The organism is Helicobacter saguini (assembly GCF_000762875.2).
GTDB classification, from domain to species: domain Bacteria; phylum Campylobacterota; class Campylobacteria; order Campylobacterales; family Helicobacteraceae; genus Helicobacter_A; species Helicobacter_A saguini.
The window spans coordinates 1-13,736 of sequence record NZ_JRMP02000032.1 but is presented as its reverse complement, the minus strand read 5'-3'; the positions used below and the strand labels follow the sequence as shown (position 1 = coordinate 13,736).

The window sequence follows — 13,736 nt, the reverse complement described above, 5'->3', positions numbered from 1 at the left end:
CAATTTAAAAGACATAAATCAAAAAAAGAAATGTGATTATATAGAATCTAAACTGAATCTATCCTTAAATTCCACAAAAATTCACAAATTTTTTACAAAAAATTTATAAAATCTAAATTGTTATATTTTCAATAAAAGAGATGTGATTATCATAAATACTAAGTGCATCAATGCAAAAATCTAGCTTTAAATCATTTGTGTTTAAAAAAATATCGATTGTTTTCATAAGTTTTTCCAACTTTTTTTCCGTGATGTTATAAAGCGGATTAAATTTTTTGGCGTATTTTACCTCGATAAAATGCAAAATATTGTCCTTTTGCATCACTAAATCAATTTCGCCATATTTGCTATAAAAATTCTTGTCAATAAAGGTAAATCCATTGCTTAAGAGATATTGCAAAGCCACATCTTCGTAATGATTACCTTTTGTCTTTGTGTTTTTCATGGTAGCCTAAATTGCGTATATGGTGGAACTTGTAGGACTTGAACCTACGACCACTCGGTTATGAGCCGAGCGCTCTAACCAACTGAGCTAAAGTTCCTTTTAAAGAGTCGCCACGATTAAATTTTATAGAATCTAAATAACTTAAAAGTTACAAAAAAGCCGAAATTATAGCATAAAAAATGCACGTTGTAAAGCTTTGGCGTAACCCTATTTTAGCATCAGCTTTCGCACGGCTTGTTCGATTTCAACGGGGTTTGATTTCGAGATAAATTCATCGGCTTGGAGTGAGAGTGCCATTTCCTCATTACTTGTCCCGCTCATTGATGAATTTACAACGATAGGTATGTGCTTAGTTTTTGGATTAGCCTTTATCTGCTTTATCACCTCAAAGCCGCTAGCCTCTGGCATCTCAAGGTCAGTTATAACCATCCCTACATTATCAATATTCGTGCTAGAATCAAATAGATAATCAAGCAGCTTTTGCCCATTTATAAAATCGTGATGCACCACACCCAAATGATTTAGTATCGTTTGCATAGTCTTAAGCACCACAGGGCTATCATCAGCAAGTAAAATCTGCTTATTTGTCTGCACCTGGCTAATGTTTTCCATTTCCTTATTTTTCTCCGCCTCAATCCAAGGAAACACATCCACTAGCATCTTTTCAATATCCACGACCTGCACTAATTTGCCATCATAATACCTTGTGCGTGAGACCAACTTACCAGTGCCAGAGCTGCCGCCCACACCAGCGCTCTGCTCTATCTCAGTCCATTTCTTATTTAAGATTCTATCCGCCTCATAGATTCTAACGCCGATAGTCCAGCGAGAAAACTCGCAAATCATCACAATATCCTCGCCATTATTTCGCGGCACGCCGTAAGGTCGCAAGTCCTTATTAGGCATCGCAGGGTCGTAAAAAAACCACTTTCGCATATCAACTAATGGAATAGTCAGCTCACGAATAGTGATTAAGCCCTCAACAAGCGAATTTGGCTCATGGCTAACAATCGTAATCGTGCCGTTATATTTCACAACTTCGCGGATTTTAAAGACATTTACCGCATACAAATCCTTATCTTTTTCAAGGCGAAAGCAAAGCAGCTGCAGCTCGTTATTCTTATGCAGGCTTGTGACCTGGTCGATATTTGACATTGACATAATGCGTCCCTTGTGTTTGTGTTTAAAATTTACAATTTTAGCATAGAAATGTTTAGATTCTATGATTTTTGTAATATTTTTATGAGGTTTAAAAATGGCGTGATTGTAATGTAAAATAGGCTGAAAATCCATAGATATGGGCAGATTAGAAACTCTAAAATGCTGAAATCTTGCTTTGTAAAAATGCTTGATATTAGGGCTGTGAGTGCTAATGTGGCGTAGGTTTTGTTTATTTTATAAAGCGTTATGATTGTTATTAGTGCGATAAAGGCGTGGATTATGGGGCTTTTGTGGTAAATATCGATATTTGTAAGATTTAGCGTGTGGGCGTAGAGAATAAAGCCTAGCAGGGCTAAGGTGATACATAGGACGTAGGTTTGGAGCGAATTAGATTCTATAAAATCTTGTGCGTTGGCAAAATTCGCATTCGCATTTTTTGTATTAATCTTACAAAAGGGTGGCAGGGTGGGAATAGATTTAGACAAAAAATGCGAATGCGAATTTTGCAAGTTAGATTCTATAAAATCTTTATACATAATCTTAAAACACAAATAAATTAACAACAACGTGCAAAAAACGCTAGTAGAATCAAACAAAGAATAACACAAAACAACAAGGCTAAAACCCTCATAAAATGGCGCAAATAACGCAAATAAAAATAATATCAAAACAAGGCAATATTTAAAAATTAGAATCTTTTTAGAATCTAGTTTTAAAAAACACAAGATTCTATCCACAAAATACAAAATCACAGAAAAAAATAACACACAAATACTAATCACATTCCACCTTAGCAACTAAACAAAACTTATAAAATCCATAATTTTAATATTTATTTATGCGTTTTTAAACATTTTATTGTCATAAAAACTCTATATAAATTTTATAAAACCATAATTTGAAAAAATGTGTAAAATCGAAATCAATCAAAATTTTTCCACCAAAAATTACAAATTATAGAATCTAAATTCAAAATAATTCTGTAAAATCAACATTTTAAGGAGAAAATTATGATTAAAAAATTCTACACAGCCTTTATCGTGCTAATCATCCTAAGTAGCATAAATATCATAAATGCCGCTAGTTTCCCAGCCTTGCGTGATATGAATGGTAATGGTTTAGCCATTTCTAGCTTCCCACAGGCAAATAAAATCGGCAAAGATGTGCTAGATAGCGGCGGTAACGCCATTGATGCGGCAGTAGCGGTAGGCTACGCCTTAGCTGTCGTGCATCCAGCAGCGGGCAATATCGGTGGTGGTGGCTTTGCGATTATCCATTTGGCAAATGGTGAAAATATCGCCCTTGACTTCCGTGAAGTAGCCCCGCTTAAGGCGACCAAAGATATGTATTTGGATAAAAAGGGCAATGTGATAAAGGACGCCTCTACCATCGGCTATCTTGCTGCGGGTGTGCCAGGTAGCGTTAAGGGGATGTCATCTATGCTTGAAAAGTATGGCACAAAGCCTTTGAGTGAGCTAATCGCCCCTAGCATAGATTTGGCTGAAAATGGCTTTGTGCTTAGCGATAGACAGGCTGAGACCTTTGTAGAGGCAAGGGAGAATTTCCTTAAATTTGCAAGTTCTAAAAAATATTTCCTTAAAAAAGATTCTAGCACTTATAAAGGTGGCGAGATTTTGGTGCAAAAAGACTTGGCAAACACTTTAAGGCTTATACAAAAAGAGGGGGAGAGTGCCTTTTATAAAGGAAAAATCGCTGATATGATAGAATCTGATATGAAAAAAAATGGCGGTATTATTACAAAGCAGGACTTGGCAAATTATAAAGTCGTGTGGAGAAAGCCTGTAAGTGGCACATATCGCGGGTATGAAATCATTTCTATGCCACCGCCAAGCAGTGGCGGAGCACACATTTTGCAGATTCTAAACATTATGGAAAATGCGAATATCAAAAATATGGGCTTTAACTCCGCTGCGACAATACATCTAATGAGCGAGGCGATGCGACAGGCTTATGCGGATAGAGCGGTATTTATGGGTGACCCTGACTTTTTTGAAGTGCCACTAGATTCTATCCTTAGCAAATCTTATGCGAAAAAAATCTATGAAAATATTTTAAAATCGCCAAATAAGGCAATTCCTAGCAAGGATATAAAGGCTGGTTTAGGGCAGATTAAGGAAGGCAAGGCAAAGAGCATAAAGGAAGGCAACCACACGACACATTACTCAGTCGTGGATAAATGGGGGAATGCAGTAAGCGTTACATATACGATAAATGGTAGCTATGGGGCGTATGCGGCAATTGATGGAGCTGGATTTTTGCTAAATAATGAGATGGATGACTTTTCTATAAAGCCCGGCGTGGCAAATCTTTATGGCTTAGTAGGGAGCGAGGCTAATGCGATAGTGGCAGGGAAGCGACCGCTTAGCTCGATGAGTCCTACAATTATTTTAAAAGATAAAAAGCTTTTTATGGTGGTAGGCAGCCCCGGTGGCGCTAGAATCATAACTACCGTATTGCAAGTGATAAGCAATGTGATAGACCATAAGATGGAGCTAGGAGCAGCCCTTGCCGCACCAAGATTCCATAATCAATGGAGTCCAGATAAAATTCGCATAGAATCTTTTGGCTTAAGTATTGATACACAAAATCTTTTAAAGAAAATGGGCTATAAATTAGTAGAAATGCCTGATATGGGTGATGTGAATGCGATTATAAAAGATTTTAAAAGTGGCTTTTACTACGGCGCAACCGACCCAAGGAAAGAATTTTAGTTAAAGGTAATTTAAGAATCACAGAATCTAGATTCTATATTCAATCTAAATATTATGTGTTTTAAGTATATTAATTTCAATACGTAATAAATGTGTTATTAAAATGTGTGATTTTGCGTTTTGATTATTTTAGTGTTAATTTTGCTTTGTAAAAATATAGTTTGATTTTATTTGTGGAGCGGAATGTGGAACGTTTTAAAGATTCTAAAAATAGTGTGGATTCTAAGAATTTTATGGAATCCAAGGCTGTGGATTCTAAAGATTCTAAGGGTTTGGATTGTAAAGTGGATTCTATGGCGGATTCTAAGAATAATGCGAAGATTTCTATTGTCGTGCCCTGCTATAATGAAGAGGTTAGTCTGCCTAAATTCTTAGATGAGATAACTAAAACGATGAGTGGCTTAGGCTCTAAGGTGCGTGGGTATTTTGGGCTAGATTCTAAGAAGCCTTTTTATGAGTTGATATTTGTCAATGATGGCTCACGTGATAGGACTTTGGAACTCTTAAAAGATATGAAAAAAAGTTGTGAAAATAATGATATTAAGGGCTTTTTATTTAGGGAGTTAGATTCTAAAATAGATTCTAAAAAGTCGCAAGATTCTAAAGAGAACATAGAATCTAAGTCGCAAGATTCTATAAATCAAGCAAAAGATTCTAAAGAAAACACAGAATCTAACCCACAAGATTCCAAAATAGATTCTAAAAACTCAAAAGATTTCACCATCCGCATATTCTCATTTTCACGTAACTTTGGCAAAGAAGCCGCAATCTTAGCCGGGCTAAAACAAGCTAAAGGCGAAGGCGTAATCTTGCTAGACGCCGACTTACAAGACCCACCAAACCTAATCCCACAAATGATAAACATCTGGCTAGATAGCAATCGCGACACAAAAGTAATATACGCACGCCGCACTACAAGGGCAGGTGAGAGCAAACTTCGCGCGTTTCTTAGTGAGCAGTTTTACCGCGTTAGCAACGCATTAAGCGAGGTAAAGATAGAATCTGGCGTGCGCGATTTTCGCCTTATGGATAGGGAAGTGATTAATTCGCTACTTAATATGAGCGAGTATCACCGCTTTAGCAAGGCGATGTTTGCGTGGGTTGGCTTTAAGCGGCAATGCCTTGAATACGAGTATATACCGCACTTTAAGGAGGCGAGCAGCTGGAGCTTTTGGAAGCTTTTTAAGTATGCGATTGAGGGCATTGTGAGTTTTAGCACGACACCGCTACGCTTTGCGTTTATTTTTGGCTTTATGATTAGTCTTATTTCCCTGTGTTACGGGCTTTATCGCTTTATTTACACGCTACTTTATGGGAATCTTGTGCCGGGCTACCCAAGTCTTATTGTGCTAATTACATTTATCGGCGGCATTCAACTCATACTTTTAGGCGTAATCGGCGAATATATCGCCAGAATCTACGAGCAGGTCAAAAACCGCCCGATATACATTTTGGAATCTTTGGAGTAGATTTACATAAAAATCAACATACTTTACATCTTAAGAATATTACAAGACTTTTAATACATTCATAACTTTTAAGTAAAATTATAGAATCTAGTTTATTTAGGATAAATAAAAATGAATAACAAATTTATAGAGCCGCAATTTGGTATAACTCCTTTTACTTGTCCGCACTGCCAAGTAGTAGCACAAATGGAGTTTATCGATCCAAGATATATTAATGAATGTGTGCGTAAAAACTTATTAGAAATTATGCAAATGATACATACTGAAGTATACCAAGCATTACAAGAAAATATACAAAATAAAATCAATAATATAAATAAAATTATGAATTACAATGCAAAATATGCTTACACTTATGCTGTTTGTCAAAATTGTAAAGAAATTAATATTTGGGTAGATTCCAAAATGATTTATCCAAAGCCACTTTTAACACCATTACCAAATGAATATTTACCAAAAGAAATAAAAGAAGACTATGAAGAGGCGTCTTTAATTTTACAAGATTCACCAAGAGGAGCGTGTGCGTTATTGCGTCTAGCTTTACAAAAGATTATGATAGAGTTAGGAGAAGATAGAAATCTTAATAAAGCTATACAAAGTTTGATTGATAAGAAAACGATTGACAAGTATTTACAAAAAGCCCTAGATTCTGTGCGTGTGATAGGTAATAATGCCGTGCATCCAAATGAACTAGATATGAAAGACAACAAAGAAATTGCCACTAGATTGTTTAACATAATAAACTATATAGCAGAAAAAACGTTTGCTGATAGAAAACGAATTGATGAGATTTATAATATTTTGCCTGAAAATGCAAAGCGGAAAAATGATAAATAATGTATAACACCACTTAATGTATTCCCATATCAAAGGCGAGTTTTTTCGCGCATTCACGCCCCTCTTTTATAGCGGTAACAACAAGTGATGCGCCGATTTTACAATCGCCACACGCATATACATTAGGACGCGAAGTAGCAAAGTCATTATGCACAATCACATCGCGGCTTACCGCCACACCAAAGATGTCAGCGACATTGCTTTCCACACCGCTAAAGCCCATCGCTTTTAACACCATATCAGCCTTGATTTCCTTGCTACTATTTAGAATCTCGCTGCTTTTTCGCCGACCATCAACGACACTCCACTCCAAACGCGTAGTAATGATTTTTTGCAAACTCTTATCACCTTTTAGCACTTTGGGCGAAGTGCTAAACTCACGCGGGTCGTGATGTGTGAGCGAAATAGCCTCTTCGATACCATAATCAGTATTTAGCACCAGCGGCGGCTCTGGCCACGGATTACTACTTTTTCGCTTTATCGGCTTGCTTGGCGAACGCTCTAGCCGCACCACAGACTTAGCCCCCTGACGCAATGCCACCGCCACGCAGTCCGTGCTAGTATCGCCACTACCGATAACCACGACATTCTTGCCCTTTGCATTTAGGTTCGCACTCAAAGGATTTGCCTTAGAATCTAGCACATTTTTGGTATTTGCGGTAAGGAAATCAAGGGCATTATACACGCCCTTTAGATTCTCACCCTCGATATTTAGCTCACGAGCCTTTCGCGCCCCCAACGCCAAGACGACCTTGTCAAATTTTTTAAGCAAATTATCAAATTTCACCTTAGAATCTATGGCGTGATTTGTGTGGAATTTTATGCCTTCTTTTTTCATCACATCAATGCGACGTTCCACCACGCTTTTTTCTAGCTTCGCATCAGGGATTCCATACATTAGTAAGCCGCCTACGCGGTCGTCTCGCTCGAATACTTCGACTTCAAAGCCCATTAAATTTAGCTCATTTGCACACGCTAATCCTGCTGGACCACTGCCAACTATTGCGACTTTTCGCCCATTTCTCTCTATGCTTCGCGGTTTGACTAAGCCATTTGCAAAGGCGTATTCGGCTAGGGCTAGCTCGTTGTCGCGAATTGTCACGGGGGCGTTATTTGCGTTGCATACGCAGGAGCTCTCGCAGGGTGCGGGGCAGATTCGCCCTGTGATTTCGGGGAAAGGCATTGTCATTGACAAGCGATAGTAGGCTAAATCCCACAATTTGCGTGATAGCAAGTCGTTCCATTCAGGGATTAGGTTTAGGTTTGGGCAGCCGATGATTTGGTTTTTTAGCATTACGCCTGCTTGGCAAAATGGCACGCCACACTGCATACAGCGTTTGGCTTGGTCTTCTTGCTTGGTGGAATCTAGCAAAATGTGGAACTCGTGGTTATTTTTCACGCGCTCAAGTGGTGGTAGTGAGATGATTTCTTCTCTTTCATAGTCTAAAAAGCCTGTTGGATTCGCCATTTTGTCTCCTTTTATGCTTTAAGTGATTTTTCTATTATAGCTTAAAAATAATAAGATTGTATATAAAAAATGAAAACATATTGTGTTTAGAAAAGTTGTATAGAATCTAGATTTTAGATTCTATATTTAGGGGTAGAAAATGGCGAAAAGTTATGCGGTTTTAGGGCTTGGTCGCTTTGGCTATTATGTGGCATTAGGGCTTGTGGAGAGCGGTGAGAGCGTGATTTTGTGTGATAATACTGAATCTAATTTCGCGAATTTGCGTGATAAAGTCGAGCAAATTTATGTCCTTGATTGCACCGACAAAGCCGCGTTGCGTGAGGCTGGTATCACTGATTTGGACATCGTGGTGGTTAGCATCGGCGAGAATATCGAGGCGAGCATCCTTAGTGTGATGGCGCTAAAGGAGCTTGGCAACAAACGCGTGATTGCAAAGGCGATTTCAAGCACGCACGGCGCGATATTAGAGCGGCTTGGCGTAGATGAGGTGATTTATGCGGAGAAGCAGGCGGCAAAGCGGCTTCTTAGCGAGCTAACCGAATATCACGCCGAAAATATCGAGATTAGCGCGAATATGCGTGTGTGCAAGGCGGTTGTGACGAATTATTTTGTAAAGAAGAGTGTTGGCACGGTGCGTGAGGAGTTTAATGTGAAAATCGCGGCGTATAAACGTGGCGAGAGCTGGGAGCTGGATGTAGATTCTGGCTTTATTTTGCAGCGCGGCGATGTTGTGATTTTCCTTGGGGCGAATAAAGATATTGAGAAAATTATGCAGAATATTGAGAAGTAGATTCTATTAATGGTGGTGATGGTGCGAATTAGATTCTATAGAATCTTGTTTTGGTGTGGTGAAAAAAGTTGCTCCTTTGTAAATATTATTTAGGGCAAAAAAGCACATAATGATAAAGGCAAGCTGCATAAAAAGCCCTTTTAGACGCGATTGCAAAAGGCTTGTCGCAAAAATGCCAACGCTAAAAAGGGCTGGAAAAGTCGCTATGCAAAATAGCAGCATAATAAGAAGCGACTCGCCCAAACTCGCACTCGATGCGGCACTCAAGGCAAACATATACACAAGATGACAGGGCAGAAGTCCATTTAGCATGCCAATCACAAAAAAGCTAGAAAAACTGCGCTTTTTAAGGGCGGCTTTAAAGGCGTTTTTATAGAATCTAAATAGGCTAGAATTAGCGTTGCTCGGTGTTTTTAGGTTAAAATTGTTGAAATTTAGGCTTAGAAATTTTGGCAAAAATGTCGCAAAAAATGCGAAAAATAAAAGCAAAACGCCCAAAATTATTAGCATAATCGCGTGGGCTTTGTCGCTAAAGCCAACTTTTATTGTGATTAGGCTAAAGGCTAAACCGATGGCAATGTAGCTAAGGCTTCGTCCGCAAAAATAGATTATATTTGCTAGAATCTGCGTTATTTTTATGTTATTGATTTTAGAGCTTTTTTGTGTAAAAGTTATAGAATCTTGCGTATTAGATTCTATATTTTTGTTTGAAAAGTTAGGATTTTTGGAAGTTTTAGAATCTGGATTTGTAGATTCTATATTTTTAGAATCTATATTCTTATTTTTGTGTAAATTTGTAGATTCTATATCGTTAGAATCTATTTTGTGATTTAACTCGCTAGAATCTTCTTTGGTTTGCAAATCTTTAGAATCTTTTTTATAATCTTTTATAGAATCTTTCATAGAATCTGGATTAAAAAAACGCATATTAAGCCCCAAAGCAATGCCGCCGCACATAGGAATGCAATGTGAAAGCGAAGCCAAAAACGCCGCCACAAACAACGCAAAATAAGATTCAAAAACCATTTTTAGCCTTTTAGACTTTATAAAATTCTAAAAGATTCTATCATTTTTAAGTCAAAGTAGGATTTTATAATTTATACAAAATATTTTTAGTTTATTGAGACTTAGTAACTAAGCTGATTATCTTCTATTCAAAACAGGAGCTCCTAGTTCATCTGTTTTTGGTTTATTGCTCTCTATTTTATTTTCTAAACAAGCAGAATCAACGCCCAAAGTACAAGCCTTTTTATAAAATTCCCTAGCTCTTTTCGTATCTCTTTCATATTTATCAAACCAATATGCTACATAATTGCATGATAAGGCTTCATTCAGCGTACAAGCTCTTTGAAAATAATCAATAGTTTGTGGAGACTGCACAGGTAAATGCACAAATGGAGCAAGAACATACCCTGAATCTAACCCCTTATTTATGTAAGAATCTACATCTGCATAATTATCAATACTTCGTGACATTCTAGCGTATAAAAAACATGAAGTAGCATCATTTTTATCACATTCTTCTTGTGTTAAATACAAGGCTTTATCCATAATTTTATCATTATTTTGTCCTTTTAGACTAGTGGATACAACATCTGTTATAAAATCATCATCATCATTTAAGGCATCAAAAGCAAAAAATACATTTGCACAACCCATACTTTCATTATCACTACATGCCGATATGCTTTGTTTTATACTTTTATCTAAATCTCTAGCAAAAGCAGCACTATCATACGCACTAAGGGCTCTTTCCTCGCCTATATAGTAGGCATTTAAACAAGCTACAACAGAACCCATTTTGCATTCTATATAATATAATCCATAAGCCTTATCATAATCTTCATTAGCGACGGCAATGCTGGCAAAATAACTTGATGTTTTCCCTTTTTTATCATTCATTTCTTTATGTAGTTGCACAATACCACTATAATCTTGACTTTCTTTGTTGCTAAATTCTCCAAATTTTTCAAAAGTAGCACACCCTACAAACACACTAACGCTACATAAAAATATGGAATAGAAAATCGAATTTACACTGCTATATAGCCATTTCATCAATCATCCTCGCCTTAAAACTAAGCCTTAATTATATATTAATTTTTATGGAATTAGTAAATATTAAGAAATTAAACATAAAAAAGCTATAAAAATTATATGTTTTTCTTATTTTGCATACATATCCATTTTCTATCAATTTAATAATTTAAAAGTAAATATTTTCTCATTTAGATTCCATAACGCTAAAAAGTTTTTCTCATTTTTTATATATTTTTGAGAAAATCTATTGACAAATTATCATTTTGTGTAGTATAATGATAAAGTTAATTTGATAAAGATAAGAATTAACAAACAAATTTCATTATAAGGAGCAGAAAATGCTAACAAAAGAGGTTATTAAAAAGTTGAGTGAGCAAGTTGTTAAGGAAATGAATGCGTCAAACTTGTATTTGAGTATGAGTTCGTGGTGCTACACTAATCGCTACGATGGCGCTGGGCAGTTTCTTTTCGAGCATGCAAGTCAGGAGAGCGACCACGCTAGGAAGCTAATCACTTATTTGAATGAGACGGATGCGCGCTTGGAACTTGATGCGATTGAGAAGCCAAAGCATGAGTTTAGCGGCTTGCTTGATGTGTTTGAGCAAACTTACGCGCACGAGCTTTACATCACAAAGTCGATAAATGAGCTAGTCGATTATATGTTGAAAGAAAAAGATTATTCGACTTTCAACTTTTTGCAATGGTATGTGGCAGAACAGCACGAAGAGGAAGCCCTATTCCGCGGCATTGTTGATAAGATTAAGCTTATCGGTAAAGAAAGCAATGGCTTATTCTTGGCTGATTCTTACATTAAAAGTTTGAGCGGAAAGTAGCACTTAAAAAAGATTCTATAGAATCTAAACTACAAAATTCTTTGCTACAATCATAAATTCTTAAAAGGCAAAGAATGAAAACTTTTTGTGTTACTTTACAAACGCATTACGCTAGATACGCAATCTTATGATTTTAAATCAAGAGAATTTTAGAATCTGGATTCTAAAAATATTTTAAAGGGCAAAAATGAGCGATATTTTTAAAGATTCTAATATTTCTAGTGGGTTTGATTTATTGCAGATTCTAAAAGGGCATTTTGATGTGGGCGATAGTAATAGCTGGTGGTGGCCTAGCTATCTTTCTTTAGAGGTGCAAAATGGTATAGAAGTGCGTGGAGCACGCACTCATAGCCCAAATGTGATGTTTTGTATCGCTAGTATTTTAGGGCAGAATACTAAGTATGAAAATGCTTCTAGTGCGATTTATAATTTGTATTCTTACCTTACAAAAGTTATAGAATCTAGAATTTCTAAAAATGATTTAGAGCAACTAAATGAGTTTAAATCTTATAAATATCCTAACTTAGCTTTTATATCACAATCTAGATTCTGTAATAATATTATAGAAATAATTAGTGGTATGAATCAAAGTGAGCTAATTAATTTAATAAAAAGTGCTGGATTTCATAATCAAAAATCACAGAGAATAATTTTACTAACAAAAAATATTTTGCAAGATTTTGGCGATTTTGAATCTTTTAGCGAAAATGTGACGCGTGAGTGGCTACTTTCGCAAAAAGGTATAGGAAATGAGAGTGCTTCGTCCATTTTAAATTATGGGCTGTGTCGGGCTGAAATGGTCGTGGATAAATATACGCAGAAATTGTTAGGAAAATTAGGTTTTGAATTTGATGACTATTATGAAATACAAAATTTCCTATCTAAAGAGTTAGAAAAAGCGAAAGATTTATATAACTATGATATTAGCCTAGCTCAAATCATGGCAAGATTCCATGGGAAAATCGTGGAGTATGGGAAAAAACATAGAATCTAGATTCTATCCATTTAAAAAAAGGTGGTGGGTGGCGTTTTATGGAGTTTAGATTCTATACAAAATTTTTATTTATAACTAAAAAATGTTTCATTTTGTAACATAATCGTCTTTTAGATTCTAAAAAAATGCGTTTTTATCAATTTTTTTCTTTTTTTTTTTTTTTTTTTTGTGTTAGAATGGAAGCACTACAATTTTAAGGAGAATATATGGTAAATCCACATATAACAACAAGGCTAAATGCTAAGGATAAGAACAAGACCAACGGACAGACAAAAGAAAATGCGGCTTTTTTAAACAAAAAGACCTTGGCAAACATTAGCTTTATTGCTAGCTTAATGATTGCAGGGGGTAATACCCTGTTGGCTGCAGATATAACAACTGAGCAAGTAGATGGCACGACATTATCTGACCTAACAAATAATGTAAGCGGGGCAAATGGTAAGCTAAATAATGTCACTCTAACTAGCCCCACTACAATCTTAAATGTAAAAAGCGATTCTGGTGGTGTAGTCACTGGCAAAAATGTAACAATAGGCAGTAATGTAACCACAGCTGTGATTGATAATAATAGTAAAAATTTTGCAGGTGGCATTACCTCTCAAAATGAAAATCAAACCACCACTATAATTATCAAAAATACAACTACTGACACTAGCGATGCTGCAAAAATAAGTGGCAATATAGTAGGTGCCGCTGGAACTTTAATCATACAAAATGATGCAAATTCTACAATAGAAGGCGACATACAAGGCAAAAATAGTAAGCTAGAAATAGATAATGCTGCAACTATAAGTGGTAATATATCAGGTGAAGGTGATATAGAAATCAACAATACCAAAACACTAGGTGCAGCGGATAAGACAATCACAGGCGGTGCTGGTAAGCTAACCATTAATAATAATGATGCTGCCGCTGAAATAAAAAGTGCTATTACTGGTGGCACTGGTGCAGTTGAAATTACAAATGC

At 36.3% G+C, this 13,736-nt stretch carries 13 protein-coding genes and 1 tRNA gene; 7 read left to right on the top strand and 7 right to left on the bottom strand.

The features are described from left to right. Positions 1-112 precede the first annotated feature (112 nt). From LS64_RS11740 to LS64_RS11725, 4 genes are all read right to left on the bottom strand, one after another. Positions 113-445, bottom strand: coding sequence for a YraN family protein (locus tag LS64_RS11740; RefSeq protein WP_034569668.1), 333 nt, complete (start codon positions 443-445; stop codon positions 113-115). Positions 446-465: 20 nt separating this feature from the next. Next, positions 466-542 (bottom strand) — tRNA-Ile (locus tag LS64_RS11735). Positions 543-652: 110 nt separating this feature from the next. Next, positions 653-1,606, bottom strand: a complete 954-nt coding sequence (locus LS64_RS11730) for a chemotaxis protein (RefSeq protein ID WP_081948246.1) — start codon at positions 1,604-1,606, stop codon at positions 653-655. Positions 1,607-1,665: 59 nt separating this feature from the next. Next, on the bottom strand, positions 1,666-2,388 hold the full coding sequence (locus tag LS64_RS11725; protein WP_034569671.1) for a hypothetical protein: 723 nt from the start codon (positions 2,386-2,388) through the stop codon (positions 1,666-1,668). 228 nt (positions 2,389-2,616) lie between these two features. On the opposite strand from LS64_RS11725, the gene ggt reads away from it, so the two are divergent. From ggt to LS64_RS11710, 3 genes are all read left to right on the top strand, one after another. Then, positions 2,617-4,338, top strand: a complete 1,722-nt coding sequence (gene ggt, locus LS64_RS11720) for a gamma-glutamyltransferase (RefSeq protein WP_118949046.1) — start codon at positions 2,617-2,619, stop codon at positions 4,336-4,338. A gap of 161 nt (positions 4,339-4,499) precedes the next feature. Continuing rightward, positions 4,500-5,807 carry a glycosyltransferase family 2 protein gene (locus LS64_RS11715; protein WP_237416394.1) on the top strand — a complete coding sequence of 436 codons (1,308 nt, stop codon included), beginning with the start codon at positions 4,500-4,502 and terminating at the stop codon, positions 5,805-5,807. Positions 5,808-5,918: 111 nt separating this feature from the next. Continuing rightward, complete coding sequence (locus LS64_RS11710; RefSeq protein WP_052062722.1) at positions 5,919-6,644, top strand: DUF4145 domain-containing protein; 726 nt, start codon at positions 5,919-5,921, stop codon at positions 6,642-6,644. Positions 6,645-6,657: 13 nt separating this feature from the next. Here the strand turns inward: LS64_RS11710 and LS64_RS11705 are convergent, their stop codons facing one another. Next, positions 6,658-8,112, bottom strand: a complete 1,455-nt coding sequence (locus LS64_RS11705) for a glutamate synthase subunit beta (RefSeq protein ID WP_034573871.1) — start codon at positions 8,110-8,112, stop codon at positions 6,658-6,660. A gap of 139 nt (positions 8,113-8,251) precedes the next feature. Here LS64_RS11705 and LS64_RS11700 point away from each other — a divergent pair, with 139 nt between their 5' ends. Next, complete coding sequence (locus tag LS64_RS11700; protein ID WP_034573868.1) at positions 8,252-8,902, top strand: potassium channel family protein; 651 nt, start codon at positions 8,252-8,254, stop codon at positions 8,900-8,902. A gap of 6 nt (positions 8,903-8,908) precedes the next feature. Here the strand turns inward: LS64_RS11700 and LS64_RS12875 are convergent, their stop codons facing one another. Together LS64_RS12875 and LS64_RS11690 are read right to left on the bottom strand one after the other, a co-directional pair. Beyond that, positions 8,909-9,928: a sulfite exporter TauE/SafE family protein gene (locus LS64_RS12875; RefSeq protein ID WP_193554442.1), complete on the bottom strand. Its 1,020-nt coding sequence runs from the start codon at positions 9,926-9,928 to the stop codon at positions 8,909-8,911. A 117-nt stretch (positions 9,929-10,045) separates the two neighbouring features. Continuing rightward, on the bottom strand, positions 10,046-10,960 hold the full coding sequence (locus LS64_RS11690; protein ID WP_052062278.1) for an SEL1-like repeat protein: 915 nt from the start codon (positions 10,958-10,960) through the stop codon (positions 10,046-10,048). A 320-nt stretch (positions 10,961-11,280) separates the two neighbouring features. On the opposite strand from LS64_RS11690, the gene LS64_RS11685 reads away from it, so the two are divergent. From LS64_RS11685 to LS64_RS11675, 3 genes are all read left to right on the top strand, one after another. Beyond that, a complete protein-coding gene (locus LS64_RS11685) occupies positions 11,281-11,775 on the top strand; it encodes a ferritin (protein ID WP_118949048.1) in 495 nt (164 codons plus the stop codon). 187 nt (positions 11,776-11,962) lie between these two features. After that, complete coding sequence (locus LS64_RS11680; RefSeq protein WP_034569064.1) at positions 11,963-12,769, top strand: hypothetical protein; 807 nt, start codon at positions 11,963-11,965, stop codon at positions 12,767-12,769. A gap of 359 nt (positions 12,770-13,128) precedes the next feature. Continuing rightward, on the top strand, positions 13,129-13,736 hold a 608-nt coding region (locus LS64_RS11675), incomplete at its 3' end, for a hypothetical protein (protein ID WP_138127371.1).

Excerpts from the sequence above, each read along its gene's own strand:
- LS64_RS11710 (WP_052062722.1), top strand. The coding sequence starts at position 5,919 with ATGAATAACAAATTTATAGAGCCGCAATTTGGTATAACTCCTTTTACT.
- LS64_RS11685 (WP_118949048.1), top strand. The coding sequence starts at position 11,281 with ATGCTAACAAAAGAGGTTATTAAAAAGTTGAGTGAGCAAGTTGTTAAG.
- LS64_RS11700 (WP_034573868.1), top strand. The coding sequence starts at position 8,252 with ATGGCGAAAAGTTATGCGGTTTTAGGGCTTGGTCGCTTTGGCTATTAT.
- LS64_RS11740 (WP_034569668.1), bottom strand. The coding sequence starts at position 445 with ATGAAAAACACAAAGACAAAAGGTAATCATTACGAAGATGTGGCTTTG.
- LS64_RS12875 (WP_193554442.1), bottom strand. The coding sequence starts at position 9,928 with ATGGTTTTTGAATCTTATTTTGCGTTGTTTGTGGCGGCGTTTTTGGCT.
- LS64_RS11730 (WP_081948246.1), bottom strand. The coding sequence starts at position 1,606 with ATGTCAATGTCAAATATCGACCAGGTCACAAGCCTGCATAAGAATAAC.
- LS64_RS11690 (WP_052062278.1), bottom strand. The coding sequence starts at position 10,960 with ATGAAATGGCTATATAGCAGTGTAAATTCGATTTTCTATTCCATATTT.
- LS64_RS11705 (WP_034573871.1), bottom strand. The coding sequence starts at position 8,112 with ATGGCGAATCCAACAGGCTTTTTAGACTATGAAAGAGAAGAAATCATC.
- ggt (WP_118949046.1), top strand. The coding sequence starts at position 2,617 with ATGATTAAAAAATTCTACACAGCCTTTATCGTGCTAATCATCCTAAGT.
- LS64_RS11680 (WP_034569064.1), top strand. The coding sequence starts at position 11,963 with ATGAGCGATATTTTTAAAGATTCTAATATTTCTAGTGGGTTTGATTTA.